Source organism: uncultured Microbacterium sp. (assembly GCF_937927635.1).
Classification (GTDB): Bacteria; Actinomycetota; Actinomycetes; order Actinomycetales; family Microbacteriaceae; genus Microbacterium.
This window is the reverse complement of the sequence record NZ_CALBRW010000017.1, coordinates 169,791-186,562: the sequence shown is the minus strand read 5'-3', so window position 1 is coordinate 186,562 and position 16,772 is coordinate 169,791. Positions and strand designations below refer to the sequence as shown.

Genomic DNA, 16,772 nt, shown 5'->3' with positions numbered 1-16,772 from the left:
CCTCGGCGAGTGTCCGTCGTGCTCGTTAGGCTGGCAGGGTGACGGACTCCGCAAAGCCTACCCTCATGGTCGTCGACGGCCACTCGCTCGCGTACCGGGCGTTCTTCGCCCTTCCGGTCGAGAACTTCACGACCAGGGACGATCAGCACACCAACGCCATCTACGGCTTCCTGTCCATGCTGGTCAATCTCATCAAGGCCGAGAAGCCCACTCATATGGCCATCGCGTTCGACACGTCGCGGCACTCGTTCCGCACCGATGAGTACCCCGAGTACAAGGGCACCCGGTCGGAGACCCCGCAGGAGTTCCGCGGCCAGATCCCGCTGCTGCAGGAGTGCCTGGCCGCCATGTCGATCCCCGTGCTCACGAAGGAGGGCATCGAGGCCGACGACATCCTCGCGACACTGTCGTCTCAGGGCGCCGCGCAGGGGTTCGACGTGCTGGTCGTCTCCGGCGACCGCGACTCGATCCAGCTGGTCAACGACGAGGTCACGCTGCTGTACCCCTCGGTGCAGGGCGTCTCCCAGCTCAAGCGCTACGACCCCGCCGCGGTGCAGGAGCGCTATGGCGTGCAGCCCGCGCAGTACCCCGACGTCGCCGCGCTCGTCGGCGAGACCAGTGACAACCTCCCCGGGGTGCCGAAGGTGGGCGAGAAGACCGCCGTGAAGTGGCTCACCCAGTTCGGCACGCTCGACGAGCTGCTGGAGCGCGCCGACGAGATCAAGGGCGTCGTCGGCGGCAACCTCCGCGAGCACATCGAGGATGTCAGGCGCAACCGGCGCCTGAACCGCCTGCTCACCGATGTCGAGCTTCCCGTCGGACCCGCCGACCTGGCCGTCGCCCCCATCGATGCGCAGGCCGTGCGCGACATCTTCGCGCGCCTGGAGTTCCGCACGCTCCTGCCGCGCGTGTTCGACGCTGTGGGCGCCGGTGACGAGCCCGTGCACGATGAGCCCGCCGTCGCACTGCCGGATGCCGTCGAGTCGGCCGCATCCGAACTGGCCGCGTGGCTGGCCGCGCAGGCCGGCGAGGTCGGTCTCACGCTGGTGCGCAACGGAAACGCGATCACACGCGTGGGCGCCGCCACCGTCGCCGAGCTGCGGGAGGGCGACTGGAACGATGAGATGGCCGCGGCACTGCGACCCTGGCTGGAGTCGGATGCTGCCAAGGTGCTCAACGACGCCAAACCGCAGGTGAAGGCGCTGCTGCACGCCGGCATCCGCCTGGGCGGCCTGGCCTATGACACGCTGCTGGCCGGCTGGCTGATCCGCCCGAGCTTCCCCGACAAGACGCTCGCGCACCTGGTGACCCGCTACCTCGACGAGAAGCTCCCCGAGGCCGACCCGACACAGCTGGTCCCCGAGCACGACGGCGCCACGCCCGCTCAGGAGTCGTGGTTCACCCTCCGCACCGCCGCTGCCATCCGCGACGCCATGCCCGAGCCGGTGGCGGGGGTGCTGGTCGACATCGAGCTCCCGACCCTGGCGGCCCTCGCCGACATGGAGGTGGCGGGCGTGGCCGTCTCGCACGAGGTGCTCACCGGCTTCTCGGGCGAGCTGCTCGCGCGCGCCGATGCTCTCGCCGCCGCCTCGTTCCAGCTCGTCGGGCGCGAGTTCAACATGGGCTCGCCGAAGCAGCTCCAGGAGGTGCTGTTCGAGGACCTGCAGCTGCCGAAGACCCGCAAGACCAAGACCGGGTACTCCACGGACGCGGCATCCCTCGCCGACCTGCAGGAGAAGTCCGCGGACCCGCATCCGTTCCTCGAGCTGCTCTCGCAGCATCGCGAGGCCACCAAGCTGCGTCAGATCATCGAATCGCTGGACGTCGCGATCGGCGCGGAGGGGCGGATCCACACCACCTACGTGCAGACCGGCAGCCAGACGGGGCGCCTGTCCAGCACCGACCCGAACCTGCAGAACATCCCCGTGCGCACCGAGGAGTCCCGCCGCATCCGCAGCGCGTTCCAGGTGGGCGAGGGGTACGAGACCCTCCTGACCGCCGACTACTCGCAGATCGAGATGCGCATCATGGCGCACCTGTCGGGTGATGAGGGCCTGATCGAGGCGTTCAACACCGGTGAGGACCTGCACCGCTTCGTGGGTTCCCGCGTGTTCGGCGTCGAGCCGTCCGAGGTCACCGCTCACATGCGCACCAAGGTCAAGGCGATGTCGTACGGCCTGGTCTACGGACTGTCGGCGTTCGGCCTGTCCAAGCAGCTGCGCATCGAGCAGTCCGAGGCCAAGCAGCTCATGGTCGAGTACTTCGCCCGCTTCGGTGCCGTGCGCGACTACCTGCGCGCCTCGGTGCTGCAGGCCAAGGAGGACGGCTACACCGAGACCATCTTCGGCCGCCGCCGTCCGTTCCCCGACCTCACCAGCCCCAACCGCGTGCTGCGGGAGAACGCCGAGCGTGCGGCGCTGAACGCCCCCATACAGGGCAGCGCCGCAGACATCATGAAGATCGCTCTGTTCCGCATCCACTCCGACCTGCGCGAGGCGGGTCTCCGATCACGCGTGCTGCTGCAGATCCACGACGAGCTGGTCGTCGAGATCGCGCCGGGGGAGTGGGATGCCACCGAGCGCATCGTCCGCGATCGGATGTCCGGTGCGGCGGATCTCACGGTGCCGCTGGACGTGCAGGTCGGCCGCGGGCGCGATTGGAACGAGGCGGCGCACTGAGCCGATCCTCTGCCTGGGTCTCTGGGCTCGTCGAAGGGCGCGGCGCTAGGCTCGAGTCCATGACTGCTGAACGCCGCACCCCCTCCGCGATCGACCAGGTCGCCGAGCGCTGGGTGGACACCCTCGTCGATCTGTCTCCGACGCTGGCGACCTACATCGGCCGCAACGAGGCGAACGGAAGGCTCGACGATCTCAGCCTGGAGGGTCAGGAGCGCTCGGTCGACGCCGCCCGTGCGGCCCTCGCAGAGCTGGACGCGCTGGAGCCGGCGGACGAGATCGACCGCGTGACCAAGACCGACCTGTCGGCCGAGCTGCGGCTGCAGATCGAGTTGCATGAGGCGAACTGGCACCTGCGCGAGCTCAATGTCATCGCCTCCGCACCGCAGGACTTCCGCCAGGCGTTCGACCTCATGCCGACCGCGAGCGTCGACGACTGGAGCGTCGTCGCCGAGCGGTTGTCGGCGATCCCCGCGGCGCTGAAGGGCTACACGCAGACACTGCGCGAGGGCATCCGCCAGGGCGTCGTGCCCGCCCGGCGCCAGGTCACCGAGGTCGCCACGCAGATCGCCCGCTACACCGCCGACGACGGCTTCTTCGCCTCGTTCGTCGCCGACGCCGCTCCCGAGGAGGGCCAGCTGCCGGCATCCCTCGCGAAGGAGCTCGCCGACCGCTCCGGCGCGGCGCGGGTGGCGTACGACGAGCTGCGCGATTTCCTCACCGGTGAGCTGGCGCCTGCCGCATCCGAGCAGGATGCTGTGGGCCGCGAGCTGTACGCGCTGAACTCACGACGCTTCCTGGGCGCCACGATCGATCTTGACGAGACATACGAGTGGGGCCGTGAGGAGCTGGCCCGCATGATCGCGGAGCAGGAGTCGATCGCGAATGAGATCCTCCCCGGCGCGAGCGTCGAGGAAGCCGTCGCACATCTCGAGGCCGACACGTCGCGCAAGCTGCACGGCACCGAGGCACTGCAGCGCTGGATGCAGGAGACCAGCGACAAGGCCATCGCCGACCTGGGCGCCAGCCACTTCGACATCCCGGAGCAGATCCGCGAACTGGAGTGCATGATCGCCCCCACGCAGGAGGGCGGGATCTACTACACCGGCCCCACCGACGACTTCTCCCGCCCTGGACGCATGTGGTGGTCCGTGCCCGAGGGCGTGACCGAGTTCGACACCTGGCGCGAGCTGACCACGGTCTACCACGAGGGCGTTCCCGGCCACCATCTGCAGATCGCGCAGGCCACCTACAACCGCGCCGAGCTGAACACCTGGCGGCGCGTGCTGGCGGGGACCTCGGGCCACGCCGAGGGATGGGCGCTGTACGCCGAACGCCTCATGGAGCAGTTGGGCTACCTGGACGACCCGGCCGATCGGCTCGGGATGCTGGACGGCCAGCGCATGCGCGCGCTGCGCGTGGTGCTGGACATCGGCGTGCACCTGGGCAAGCCGCGTCTGGACGGCGACGGCGTCTGGGACCACGACTACGCGTTGGACATGATGCGCCGCAACGTGAACATGCCCGACGAGTTCCGCCAGTTCGAGGTGAACCGCTACCTGGGATGGCCGGGTCAGGCGCCCTCGTACAAGGTCGGACAGCGCATCTGGGAGCAGGTGCGCGACGCCGTGCGCGAGCAGCAGGGCGAGGCGTTCTCGTTCAAGGACTTCCACAAGCGCGCCCTCGACCTGGGCGGCGTGGGTCTGGACACCCTGCGCTCGGTGTTCCTCGGCTGATCGCGGCGCACGACTCTCAGCGGCGCAATGGTGTGGTCATGATGACCACACCCCCTACGATGAGAGCATGCCCGAACCCTCATCGACGACCCGCTCCTCCCTGTCCGCGCGCCTGGATGCGCTCCCGTTCACCCGCTCGCACCTGCGCGTGCTGACCGGATCGGGCGTGGGCTGGGCGCTGGACGCGATGGACGTCGGCCTGATCTCCTTCATCATCGCGGTGCTGGCCGACCAGTGGTCGCTCAGCCCTGCAACTGCCGGCTGGATCGCGTCGGTGGGGTTCATCGGCATGGCCGTCGGCGCGAGCGTGGGAGGGCTGCTGGCGGACCGACTGGGCCGCAGGTACGTGTTCGCCATCACGCTGCTGATCTACGGCGTCGCCACCGGCGCCAGCGCGCTCGTCGGCGGCGTGGCGCTGCTGCTGGTGCTGCGCTTCTTCGTCGGGCTCGGACTCGGCGCCGAGCTGCCGGTCGCGTCGACCTATGTCAGCGAATTCGCGCCCGCCAGGATCCGCGGACGCCTGATCGTGATCCTCGAGGCGTTCTGGGCTGTCGGCTGGACGGCATCCGCCCTGATCGGCTACTTCGTGATCCCCGCGTCCGAGAACGGGTGGCGGTGGGCGTTCGCACTGGGTGCGATCCCCGCTGCCTACGCCCTGTTCATCCGCTGGGGCCTGCCGGAGTCGCCGCGCTGGCTGGCTTCGCGCGGTCGCGCCGGAGAGGCCGACCGGATCGTCTCGAAGCTGGAGACGGATGCCGCGCTGCAGCGCACGTCGGCCATCCGCAAGGACCCCGCGCAGGTGGCACTCGTCGTCGGTCGCGGGCGGATCGGGATGCTGTGGGCGCCGGAGTTCCGCCTGCGCACGCTGAGCGTGTGGACGGTGTGGTTCTGCGTGAACTTCGCCTATTACGGTGCGTTCATCTGGATCCCGTCGATCCTCGTCGCGGCCGGGTACGACCTGATTCGCTCGTTCGGGTTCACTCTGCTGATCACGCTCGCGCAGTTGCCGGGCTACGCGGCGGCGGCGTGGCTCATCGAGGTGTGGGGGAGGAGGGTCACCCTGTCGGTGTTCCTGGCAGGGTCGGCGATCTCGGCGATCGTCTTCGGCTTGGCGGACTCGCAGGCCATGGTGATCGGCGCAGGCATGGCGCTGTCGTTCTTCAACCTCGGCGCCTGGGGCGCGCTGTACGCCGTCACGCCGGAGATCTACCCGACCTCGCTCCGCGGAACCGGCGCGGGATGGGCAGCCGGGATCGGGCGCATCGCCTCGATCATCGCACCTCTGCTCGTCCCGGTGATGCTCGCGAAGGGCGGCGCGCTGCTGGCCTTCGTCGTGTTCTCGGTGTTCTTCGCCATCGCCACGGCGGCCGCGTGGGGCTTGGTGGACCGCCGCGGGGCCGCTCTGGACGACCGGTGACGCGGCGCCTGCGGCATCCGCTGGGTTCTAGGCTGGTGTGATGGCAGAAGTGCGTTTCGTGGCGATCGGTGACTCGTTCACCGAGGGCGTGGGCGACGAGCTGCCGGACGGCAGCGTCCGAGGCTGGGCCGACATCGCCGCGCAGGGCTGGGCGGATGCCTCGGGCGACAGCATCCAGTATGCGAATCTCGCGATCCGCGGCAAGCTGGCCTGGCCCATCGTCGAGCAGCAGCTGGAGCCCGCGCTCGCACTGAAACCCACGCATCTGTCGTTCAACGCCGGCGGCAACGACATGCTGCGCCCGAACGCCGACATCGAGCACATCGCCGACTCGTTCACCCGCGTCCTTCGACGCTGTGATGAGGAAGGCGTGACACTGATCGTGCTCTCCGGCGCGAACCCCAGCGGCCGCCTGCCGATGGGACGGATGGTGCAGCGCCGCGGCGACGAGCTCTCCGCCGCCGTGATGCGGCGCATCGAGGACCGCCCCGACGTGCTGCGCGCCCTGAACTGGCCCGACACCGAGCTGTCGCGCGCCCCGTACTGGTCCGAGGACCGGCTGCACATGAACGCGCACGGCCATCACCGCGTGGCGGCCCGCGTGCTGGACGCACTGGGATATATGCCTCCGCAGGAATGGTGGGAACCGCTGCGGACGCCGCCGATGGGGCCCAGCGGCTACGCCTACTACCGGCAGTTCGTCGGCCCCTGGATCAAGCGACGCCTCACCGGCACGTCGTCGGGAGATGGCCGCACCGCCAAGTTCGGCACCTGGTCGCAGCGGGACCCGCGGTGAGGGACCTGTCGGGCAGGCGGCTGTGGCGTCGCATCCCGCAGCTGATGATCGGCCTGTTCCTGTACGGCCTCGGCATCGCGCTGATGATCCGCGGGATCATCGGCGCCGCCCCGTGGGACGTCCTCTCGCAGGGACTGGCCACGCACATCCCGCTCACCTTCGGCACGATCACGGTCATCGTCAGTGGCATCGTGCTGCTGATGTGGATCCCGCTGCGGCAGCGGATGGGCATCGGCACGATCCTCAATGCGCTGCTGGTCGGGCCCTCTGCCGACGTCGGGTTCCTGATCATCCCGGTCACCGACGTGCTGTGGATCCGCGTGATCTACTTCGCTCTCGGGCTCACCGCCGTCGGCGCGGCGACGGGGCTGTACATCGGCGCGCGCTTCGGGCCCGGTCCGCGCGATGGTCTGATGACCGGACTGCACCGGGTGACAGGACGCCCCATCTGGGTGGTCCGCACGGCGCTGGAGGTGACCGTGGTCGCGATCGGCTGGCTGCTGGGCGGCAACGTGGGCATCGGGACCGTCGCCTTCGCGCTGCTGGTGGGACCGCTGTGCCAGTACTTCATGCGCATCTTCGACGTGGTGCCGCAGGGGGAGAAGCCGCTCCAGCCGCGCACCGACGCCGTGGAGGGGTGAGCAGGTTCAGCTGCGGCTGTTGCGCTCCGGGTCGAGTCCCATGCGGATGCGGGTGTGCTTGCGCTCGACCACGATCATCGTGATGCCCAGGATCCACAGCGGGAGCTGGGTGATGAACGCCCAGCGGAACGGCTCCAGCGCGTAGGTGGCCGGCGTGCCGGCGCCCTGCAGGTCGAGGGTGAGTCCGATGAGGAAGATCGCGGTGAGTGCCGCAAGGAACCCGCCCGAGTTGGTCACGCCGGTGGCGGTGCTGAGGCGGTGCACCGGATTGTGGGTGCGCGCGTGATCGAACGCGATCATGGATGCCGGGCCTCCCGCACCCAGGCACACCACCAGCACGGCCAGCAGCCACACCGGCGCGGGACCCGGCCAGACGGCGACGGCGATCCAGGCGACGACCTGCACGCCGATGCTCGGCAGCACGAGTGCCAGTGAACGGCGGGTGGGGACGCGCCGGGACAGCTCGCCCAGGATGGGCCCCAGCACCATCGCGACGATGACGTTCAGCGAGAGCAGCCCCGCCGCCGCGGCCTTCGACAGGCCCTCGCCCTCGGTGAGATACGGCATGCCCCACAGCAGCAGGAACGCTGTGCCGGCGAACGGTGTGGTGAAGTGCGTCCAGAAGGCCAGTCGCGTGCCCGGGTGCGCCCAGGCTGCGCGGATGCCGACGCCGGTGTCGATGGCGGAGGTGACCACGCGGATGACACCGGTCTCGGTGTTGACGGACACGTCCTCGTCGCGGTGCGCGGGGCGGTTGCGCACGATGGCCCACAGCAGCACCGCGAACAGCACGCCCAGGCCGGCGACGCTGCCGAACGTGATGGTCCAGGTGGTGGAGTGCAGGAGAGCTGCGAGGGGGAGAAGTGCGACGAGCTGCCCGCACTGCCCCGCGATGCCGGTCATCTGCACCATGATGGGCGCCCGCTGCGCGGGGAACCAGGTGGCGATGAGCCGGATCACGGCCGGGAAGATCGCGGCGTCGCCGGCGCCGAGAAGGACGCGTGCGATGATGGCGACGCCGATCGAGGGGGAGATGGCCATGACGAACTGGCCGACGCTCATCAGCAGCATCCCGATCACCATGATCGGACGGGAGCCGTACTTGTCGAGCAGGATGCCGATCGGGATCTGCATCCCTCCGTACACGGCCAGTTGCACCACGGCGAACAGCGACAGCGTCGCGGCATCCGCATGGAACCGCTCTGCGGTGTCGACGCCGACCGCACTCAGGGAGCTGCGGTTGACGATCGCGAGGACGTATGCGGCGACGGCGACGGTCCAGATCAGCCAGGCGCGCCAGCCCGGACTCAGACGGGGGAGGGGAGCGGCTGTCACCGTCCCAGGTTAGTCGGCGTCGAGCGGATGCCGCGCGAGCCACTCCAGCACCTGCCGTGCGTGCTCGTTCGGCGGGAAGATCGGGTCACTCATATGCTCCTCCTGGGCGAAGCCGCGCTCTACGCTGTCGAGGTCGGTCGGGATCAGCGAGAAGACGACGAGGTCGACGCGACTCGCGTCTGTGAATCCGGCGTTGCGAGCCGTGCCCTCCCTCTGGAAGCCGGCCTTCTCCGCGACGCGCTGAGAAGCTGAGTTGACCGGGGCGATGCGCAGTTCGATGCGCTCGAAGGCCTGGTCGGTCAGCATCCACTCGGCGACCCGCCGGACCGCGGCCGGCATGCCGGATGCCGAGCACGAACCCGCGGCCGGATTGACGCATCTCGTGGCTCGACGTCGTGCACCACCGCGTCGCGGTCTCCAGCGTGTAAGGAGAGGGGAGCGGCAGCCATCTGCGCAGTCGCTCGTCCGAGAATGCGTCGACGAGCGCCGGGGCGTCGGCGGCCGTCAGCGCGTCGATCGTGAGGCTGAGAGGTGCTTCGAGCGCCACGTCGGGGAAGAACGGCATGTCTCCATCTTGACGGATCAGTCCGTAGGATCACGGCATGCCCGACGTGCGCGTGACGATGGACCTCGCCGACATCGACCTCGACTTCGTGCATCGGTGGCTCTCGGAGCACTCGTACTGGGCACGGGGCAGATCGCGTGACGTCGTGGAGAAGGCCGCGCGGGCTTCGCTCAACTTCGGCGCTGTGGATGCCGAGGGCAGGCTCGTCGGCTACGCGCGCGTCGGGAGCGATCAGGTGACGTTCGCGTGGCTGTGCGATGTTTTCGTGGATCCAGCAGTGCGAGGTCTGGGCGCGGGAAAGGCGCTGGTGGCTGCGGTCGTCGAGGTGACTCGATCTATGAGGCTGAGGCGGATGCTGCTGTCCACTGGGGACGCACACGAGTTGTACGCCCAGTTCGGTTTCGAGCCGATCGCCGAGCCGGTGAAGTTCATGGCGCTGATCGCCGGCTGACGTCCGGCTCCATCGCCGTCATCGCGGTGCGATCCAGCACACGGCTCCGCAGCACACGGCCCCCTTCGATCTGGGCTGTGCCGTCACTCATATCGCGATGCTAGGGCGCATATCCGCCCGCGGACAGAGAATCGTTGTCGGGGGAGTGGCGGGCACCCGGGAGCGCTGGCTGGTTCAGAAGGGTGTTCCGGCTTGTTGGGCGGTGAGCGGTGTGTCGGGCCAGGTGATCGACGTGCGGAGGGTGTCGGATGGCATGAACATGACGCGCGGCTGCTCATGGTCGGGGTAGGTGCGGCCGGTGGGGCTGGTCCATTGCACGGCCCGGTCGGGGGTCTGCCGGGCGGTCCAGCGGGAGGTGTCGGGCACGGTGGGGTGTTTGAGGTCGTGGTGGGTCTTGCAGAAGTACTCGAGGTTGTCGATGCTGGTTTCGCCGCCTTGGGCCCAGTCTCGGTTGTGGTCGTGTTCGCACCGGTGCACGGGGCGGCGGCAGCCGGGGAACCGGCAGTGCTGGTCGCGGGCTTTCAGGTACCGGACCATGCCCTCGGTGGGCGTGTAGGTGTCGGTGCGGGTGAGGAACCCTTTCGGGTCCAGGAACAGCCGGGTCCAGCCCTTCGTGCTTCCGGCGAGGGCGCGGGCGACGCCGGCACGGATCGGGCCGTGCCCGTCGAGTTCGGCGGGCCGGTCGTCAGCGCCGAGAAGCGTGGTCGCGGACACGGTCACCTGGATGGTCGGACGGATGCCGACCAGTCCGGTCCCGTGCGCGTCAGACGGGCTGCAGGTCAGGAGCAGGTCGGACAGCAGATCCGCGCGCAGCTGATCGAAGGTGCGGGCCTCGTCGGGCAGGTGGATGATGCACGGACTGAGCGGGTCGATCTGCGGGTCCGTCCAATACGTCAGATCCACTTCCCGCGGAGGACCGGGCGGTTCCGGTTCGGTGTCGTCGTCGATCCAGAACCCGTCCGCATCCAGATGACGGGCGATCAACTCCCGATATTGAGCCTCGACGCTCGCCTCAGCCTCAGTGGTAGCGGTGGCCGCAGCGGCGCTCATGTTTGCGTCGCTGTTGGTGCCGGAGTTCGCGTCGTCGAGATCGGCGCTCGCGTTCGCGCTGGCGTCACTGGCGGAAGCGGTGTCGGTGGTGCTGGTGCCGTCTGCGTCTGCGGGCTCGTCGCGCATCGAAGTCTGCCCGCCCAGCGTCTGCCCGTCCGCGGCCTCTGCAGCGTCCGCGGCCTCTGCAGCGTCCGCGCCGGCCGGGGCAGCGGTCTGCGTGGCCGCGGTCTGCGCTGCGTGGCGTGCGGCGGCATCGCGCATGATGCGCTCATACAGGGCCTGCTCGGCGCGGTCGGCGGCGTCCCACTCGGCTTCCCACGCCTCCCATTCCGCCCCCGAGGGTTCCGAGGGTGGGGTGTCGCGGTCTTCGGGATGCCCGGCCAGGTGCTGGGCCATCCGGGTCAGCCGGTCATGGATCGCGACTGCCAGGTGCTCGGGGAGAACGGCCTGCAGCAGCGCGAGCCCGTCCCCGACGGACCTGACCGTCACGGACCGCTCTTCGAACGCGTTCTCGTGCTGCCGGGTCACGGTCAGCCCTGCCAGGGCTGCGGCGACCCGCCGGGCGTGGGTCTTCGTGCGCGGGGCGGTGTCGCGTTCGGCGACTTCCAGGCACGCCTGCTCGAACAGTCCCAGCGTGTTCGGGGCGACCTCACCGGCATCGACAGCCTCGCGCACAGGCTGGGACTCCCGCAGAATCTCCCGCACATGCGAGCCTGTGACTCGCCCATCACGGAACGCGGCGTGCACGGCGGGGAACTGTGCCATCATCCGCGCATCCGTGAACGCGAACACCATCGACCCCTGCGAGACGTGTCCGGCGGCCGCGTACTCCGCGATCATCGACTTCTCGATCGACTGCGAGTGTCCGGGCTCCACCCGGGTTTCCTCTTCGAACAGCACCCACCGTTCCGCCAGCAGACCAGTAGCCTCGGCCTGCAACCGGGCGATCTCACGCTGCTTCGACACCCACGCCTCCAGCAGCGCGATGCGCTGCTGGAGGAGAGCCTCGACGTCGGGAACCATGCCTCCAGTGTAGTACACATGTTCGAATATGAGAAGAGAATCAAACGATCTTTTCCACCAGTGAACTGGATTCTCCCGAATTCGTCCGCCTGGCGAAGGATAGGGGAGTGGCCACCACTTTCCAGGCGAGCTTCAATCAGGCAATGCCGCGCCGACTGCGCTGCGAGCCGTCGGTCGGGAATGAGCGGCCCCAGCATCCAGCCAACCGTCCACGATCCGGTAGAAGGCTTCAGGCTGCTCGACCCACGGGTAGTGGCCGCAGTCATCGATCACCTCAAGGTGCGCATGAAGTGCGCGGGCGTAGTCGACGACGGCCTGCCTACCGGTCAACACATCATTGCCGCCGCCGATCACGAGCGTCGGCGGCATGACAGCGACGCGGATCCGTGAGACGACATCGACGGGAATGTTGGCGAACCATGCCGACGCGGCAGCCAGATTCATCCTGCCGAGCCTCGCATGCGCCCGCTCGCGACGAGTCCAGTGCGCATACGTGGCGGCTGCTTGCCGACGGAACAGTCTGACGAAGGCCTCGTCGGTATCAGGGTCCTCGAGCTCCAGAGCTTCGAGTGCGTCAGCCACCTCTGGGTCGTCACGATCGAGCTCGATCACCCCGGCATCCTCGATCGTGCCGGTCAGCCAGGATGCGGGAGGGGTCACGAGCGCCAGGGACTGCACACGGTCGGGGAAACGCACGGCCATGGCCAGCGCAAGCCGCGTGGCCGCTGAATGCGCGACCGCTCTCACTCGCTCCAGCCCCAGTGCGTCTGCGAGCGCCACCACATCATCGGCATCCGCCCACCAGCCGCGTGAAAGTCCGCCCGACAGGGGAGTGCCGCGTGGATGGAGCACCACCAGGTTGCACCTATCGGTCAGGCCCGCGAGGTCGCCCAGGTACTCGACTCCACGGCAGGGACCGCCAGGCAGGACGATGACGGGTTCTCCGTCCCCGGCGCCGATCTGAGTCACGGCAAAGGGGAGATCCAGCTCGTCGATGGCCATGTGCTCCACTCTGGCACGCTGGGTCATAGCGGCAGCGGTGGCGCACTTCGCGCACGACGAACTGGGGAGCGGAGTATCGCCCTGCGATTCGGGTAACTGACATAATGTGCATTATCGGCGTGCCTCCGTGAGTTCTCGCGGCACGACCACAGCCCCTGCGCTCAGCGAACCGCTGACGGCTGTGACGGATCCTTCCTGTTCACCGGTCCCTCGAACAGCCGACCGATCTCCTCGACCGACTTCCCCTTCGTCTCGGGGACGAAGAAGTAGACGAAGATCACGCCGATGACGCACAGGATCGCGAACAGGATCATCACCCAGCCCAGGCCGATGCCGACCTGCAGGATCGGGAACGCCAGCACCAGGCCGTAGTTGGCCAGCCAGTCCACGGCCGCTCCGATGCCGGATGCCCGGCCGCGCACCGCCGTCGGGAACACCTCGCCCTGCAGCAGCCAGCCGGTGCCGCCGATGCCGATGGCGAAGCAGGCGATGAACAGCGAGAACCCGACCATGATGACGATCAGCTGCGGGATGCCATCCATGAAGGATGCTCCATACGCGCCCACCAGCAGGAACACCGTCATGCCGACGTATGCGCTGATCGCGAGCCTGCGCCGGCCGATGCTGTCGATGAAGCGATAGGCGAAGTACGTCGCCACCACGTTGACCACGGCGAGGATTCCTGCGGCGAACACGCCGTAGATCTCCGCCTGCACGGCGGTCGTCCCCGGGCCCGCGAAATACGGCTCGAGAAGATGCGGACCGTAGTAGAACGCGACGTTGATGCCGGTGATCTGCTGCAGGATGAAGAAGACGCAGACGATGACGAGGGCCCGCTTCACCGGCCGCGTCCACTGCGTCCTGGCCGCCGCCTGCTGGTTCTGGATCCGGACCAGCTCGGCCTCCGCACGCACCTGGTCTGCCGTGGCCTCCAGGCCCAGCGTGCGGAAGGCCTTCAGCGCCTTGTCCTCCTTGCCGTGCTCGAGGAGCCAGCGCGGGGACTCCGGCATCCGCGCGCGCATCAGCAGCGAGATGATCGCCGGGATGAAGCCGATGCCGAGCAGGATGCGCCAGTCGACGGTCTTCGCTGCGCCCGGAGCGATGCTCAGCACGATCACCGCGATGACGTAGGCGGCGAGGATGCCGATGGTGATCATCCACTGCTGGATGATGGCCAGCGAACCACGCCGCTTCTTCGGTGCGAACTCCGAGATGTACGCGGTCGCGATCGCCGAGTCGGCTCCGATCGCGATGCCGATGATCAGGCGTCCGATCGTCAGCGTCGTCGGTTCGAAGGCCAGCGCCGAGACCAGCGACCCGACGGCGAACAGGGCCGAGTCCGCCAGCAGCAGCGATTTGCGCCCGAATCTGTCGGTCAGCGGCCCCGCCGCGAGTGCTCCGACGAACGAGCCGAGGGATGCCCCGCCGACGATGATGCCGATGGCCAGCGGCCCCAGCTCGAACGGCAGGAACACCAGCGCCGAGCCGATGTTGGATGAGTCGAATCCGAACAGGAACCCGCCGATGGTGGCCAGCACCGCCAGGTAGATGTAGAACCGGCCGATGTCGCGTGTGTCGAGCGTCTCGAGGAGCCCGGCCTTCGTGTTCTCCATATTCCGGACGCTACGCCTGCCGCGACCTGTCCGACAGTGGGATTCGCGGTCGGGATCAGCCGGGCACGCGCGCGACGGCGACGCTACCAGTCGTCAGACCCCGACGTACCTCGCGAGGTGCTCACCTGTCAGCGTCGACCTCTCCGCCACCAGCTCCGCCGGCGTCCCCTCGAACACGATCTGCCCGCCGTCGTGACCCGCCCCCGGTCCGATGTCGATGATCCAGTCGGCGTGGGCCATCACGGCCTGGTGGTGCTCGATCACGATGACGGTCTTGCCGGCATCCACCAGCCTGTCCAGCAGCCCCAGGATCTGCTGCACGTCGGCCAAGTGCAGGCCGGTCGTGGGCTCGTCGAGCACGTAGACGTCGCCCTTCTCCCCCATCTGGATGGCCAGCTTCACGCGCTGACGCTCGCCACCCGACAGCGTGGACAGAGGCTGGCCGAGCGTCAGATACCCGAGACCGACGTCCTCGAGCCGTGAGAGCACGGCCGCCACGGCGGGGATCTTCGTGTCGGATGCCGTGAAGAACTCGCGCGCGGCCGACACCGGCAGTTCCAGCACTTCGGTGATGTCCAGCCCGCCCAGCTTGTAGTCCAGCACGGTCGCCTGGAAGCGCTTGCCGCCGCAGTCCTCGCACGGCGTCTCGATGGTGTCCATGAACCCGAGCTCGGTGACGATCACGCCCGAGCCCTTGCATCTGGGGCAGGCGCCCTCGCTGTTGGCGCTGAACAGCGCGGGCTTGACGTCGTTGGCCTTCGCGAACGCCTTGCGGATCGGGTCGAGCATCCCGGTGTAGGTGGCGGGGTTGCTGCGACGGGACCCCTTGATGGCGCTCTGGTCGATCGAGACCACGCCCTCGCGCGGCGAGACCGAGCCGTGGATCAGCGAGCTCTTGCCCGAGCCGGCCACCCCCGTGACGACCGTCAGCACGCCGGTGGGGATGTCGACGTCGACGTCCTTGAGGTTGTTGGCGCTCGCGCCGCGCACTTCGATGGCACCGGTGCGCACGCGCACGGCCGGCTTCAGAGAAGCCCGGTCATCGAGGTGCCGTCCGGTCAGAGTGCCACTGGCGCGCAGCTCGTCCACGGTGCCCTCGAAGCAGATCTCACCGCCGCCGGTGCCCGCGCCGGGACCCAGGTCGACGACGTGGTCGGCGATCTCGATGGTCTCCGGCTTGTGCTCGACCACCAGCACCGTGTTGCCCTTGTCCCGCAACTCCTGCAGCAGCGAGTTCATGCGCTGGATGTCATGCGGATGCAGGCCGATGGTCGGCTCATCGAACACGTAGGTGACATCCGTCAGAGACGACCCGAGGTGCCGCAGCAGCTTGATGCGCTGCGCCTCTCCCCCGCTCAGCGTTCCCGAGGGGCGGTCCAGGCTCAGATACCCCAGCCCCAACGCGACGAACGAGTCCAGGTTGGCACTGAGCGCCGCGAGCAGCGGCCCCGCGCCCGGCAGAGAGAGGCCTCGAACCCAGTCGGCGAGATCCGTCACCTGCATCCTGCAGGCGTCGGCGATGCTGACGCCCTCGATCTTCGAGGACCGTGCGCCCTCTGTCAGTCGCGTGCCGTCGCATTCCGGGCACACCGCGAAAGTCGCTACCTGCTCGACGAACCTGCGCATGTGCGGCTGCAGTCGATCGAGGTCCTTGGAGAGGATCGACTTGGTGATCTTCGGGATCAGCCCCTCGTAGGTGATGTTGATCCCGTTGATCTTCACCTTGGTCACCTCGCCGTAGAGGAACAGCTGCCGCTGCTTCTCCGTGAAGTCTTCGACGGGCTTGTCGCCCGGATAGAACCCCGACTCCGCGAACTGCTTCACCATCCAGCCGTCGGCCGTGTACCCCGGCACCTGGATGGCGCCGTCCCGCAGCGACTTCGACTCGTCGACGATCTGCGCCAGATCCAGGTCCGACACCGATCCCCTGCCCTCGCACCGCGGGCACATGCCGCCCAGGTAGATGGCATCCTTCACGATCTTCTTCTCGCCACCCGGCCCCGTCATCACACCACTGGCCTTCTGCGTGGGGATGTTGAACGAGAAGGCGGTGGGTCCGCCGATGTACGGCGTGCCGAGCTTGGAGAACAGGATGCGCAGCATCGCGTTGGCATCCGTGACCGTGCCGACCGTCGACCGCGGGTTGGCGCCGAGCCGCTCCTGGTCGACGATGATGGCCGTTGTCAGCCCCTCGAGCACGTCGACATCGGGGCGGGGCACGGAGGGCATGAAGCCCTGCACGAACGCACTGTAGGTCTCGTCGATCATCCGCCTGGACTCGGCGGCGATCGTGTCGAACACCAGCGAGCTCTTGCCGGAGCCGGACACGCCCGTGAACACCGTCAGTCGGCGCTTGGGCAGCACCACACTGACGTTCTTGAGATTGTTCTCGCGCGCTCCCTCGATGCGGATGCTGTCGTGCGCGTCGGCGGGGTGGGCCATCGGCGTCTCCTTCGCGGTCGGTCAGG

11 protein-coding genes and 1 pseudogene are annotated in these 16,772 nt (G+C 68.4%); 6 read left to right on the top strand and 6 right to left on the bottom strand.

The annotated features are described in order from the left end of the window. The first annotated feature begins 38 nt into the window (after positions 1–38). The 5 genes from polA to Q0568_RS07515 all read left to right on the top strand — a co-directional run bounded on the left by polA (position 39) and on the right by Q0568_RS07515 (position 7,265). The gene (polA, locus tag Q0568_RS07535; RefSeq protein WP_298864747.1) at positions 39–2,678 is read left to right on the top strand and encodes a DNA polymerase I; all 2,640 of its coding nucleotides are present in this window, start codon (positions 39–41) and stop codon (positions 2,676–2,678) included. 59 nt (positions 2,679–2,737) lie between these two features. After that, positions 2,738–4,411 (top strand): DUF885 domain-containing protein, encoded by a 1,674-nt coding sequence (locus Q0568_RS07530; protein ID WP_298864744.1) that lies wholly within the window; start codon positions 2,738–2,740, stop codon positions 4,409–4,411. A 67-nt stretch (positions 4,412–4,478) separates the two neighbouring features. After that, the gene (locus tag Q0568_RS07525; RefSeq protein WP_298864738.1) at positions 4,479–5,828 is read left to right on the top strand and encodes an MFS transporter; all 1,350 of its coding nucleotides are present in this window, start codon (positions 4,479–4,481) and stop codon (positions 5,826–5,828) included. Between the two features lie 40 nt (positions 5,829–5,868). After that, positions 5,869–6,624 carry an SGNH/GDSL hydrolase family protein gene (locus Q0568_RS07520; RefSeq protein WP_298864735.1) on the top strand — a complete coding sequence of 252 codons (756 nt, stop codon included), beginning with the start codon at positions 5,869–5,871 and terminating at the stop codon, positions 6,622–6,624. After that, the gene (locus tag Q0568_RS07515; RefSeq protein WP_298864733.1) at positions 6,621–7,265 is read left to right on the top strand and encodes a hypothetical protein; all 645 of its coding nucleotides are present in this window, start codon (positions 6,621–6,623) and stop codon (positions 7,263–7,265) included. Before Q0568_RS07520 ends, Q0568_RS07515 begins: the two co-directional genes overlap by 4 nt. A gap of 6 nt (positions 7,266–7,271) precedes the next feature. Here the strand turns inward: Q0568_RS07515 and Q0568_RS07510 are convergent, their stop codons facing one another. Both Q0568_RS07510 and Q0568_RS17205 read right to left on the bottom strand, forming a co-directional pair. Further along, on the bottom strand, positions 7,272–8,600 hold the full coding sequence (locus Q0568_RS07510; protein WP_298864731.1) for a nitrate/nitrite transporter: 1,329 nt from the start codon (positions 8,598–8,600) through the stop codon (positions 7,272–7,274). A 9-nt stretch (positions 8,601–8,609) separates the two neighbouring features. After that, positions 8,610–9,165: pseudogene (locus Q0568_RS17205) on the bottom strand (GNAT family N-acetyltransferase). Positions 9,166–9,202: 37 nt separating this feature from the next. Between Q0568_RS17205 and Q0568_RS07500 the strand changes: the two are divergent. Next, positions 9,203–9,616 (top strand): GNAT family N-acetyltransferase, encoded by a 414-nt coding sequence (locus Q0568_RS07500; RefSeq protein ID WP_298864723.1) that lies wholly within the window; start codon positions 9,203–9,205, stop codon positions 9,614–9,616. A gap of 174 nt (positions 9,617–9,790) precedes the next feature. On the opposite strand, the gene Q0568_RS07495 is transcribed toward Q0568_RS07500, so the two are convergent. The 4 genes from Q0568_RS07495 to Q0568_RS07480 all read right to left on the bottom strand — a co-directional run bounded on the left by Q0568_RS07495 (position 9,791) and on the right by Q0568_RS07480 (position 16,746). Beyond that, the gene (locus Q0568_RS07495) at positions 9,791–11,689 is read right to left on the bottom strand and encodes an HNH endonuclease signature motif containing protein (protein WP_298864720.1); all 1,899 of its coding nucleotides are present in this window, start codon (positions 11,687–11,689) and stop codon (positions 9,791–9,793) included. Between the two features lie 132 nt (positions 11,690–11,821). Further along, positions 11,822–12,691 (bottom strand): alpha/beta hydrolase, encoded by an 870-nt coding sequence (locus Q0568_RS07490; RefSeq protein ID WP_298864716.1) that lies wholly within the window; start codon positions 12,689–12,691, stop codon positions 11,822–11,824. Between the two features lie 161 nt (positions 12,692–12,852). Continuing rightward, on the bottom strand, positions 12,853–14,304 hold the full coding sequence (locus Q0568_RS07485; RefSeq protein WP_298864713.1) for a sugar porter family MFS transporter: 1,452 nt from the start codon (positions 14,302–14,304) through the stop codon (positions 12,853–12,855). A 93-nt stretch (positions 14,305–14,397) separates the two neighbouring features. Further along, on the bottom strand, positions 14,398–16,746 hold the full coding sequence (locus Q0568_RS07480; protein ID WP_298864710.1) for an excinuclease ABC subunit UvrA: 2,349 nt from the start codon (positions 16,744–16,746) through the stop codon (positions 14,398–14,400). Between the last annotated feature and the right edge of the window lie 26 nt (positions 16,747–16,772).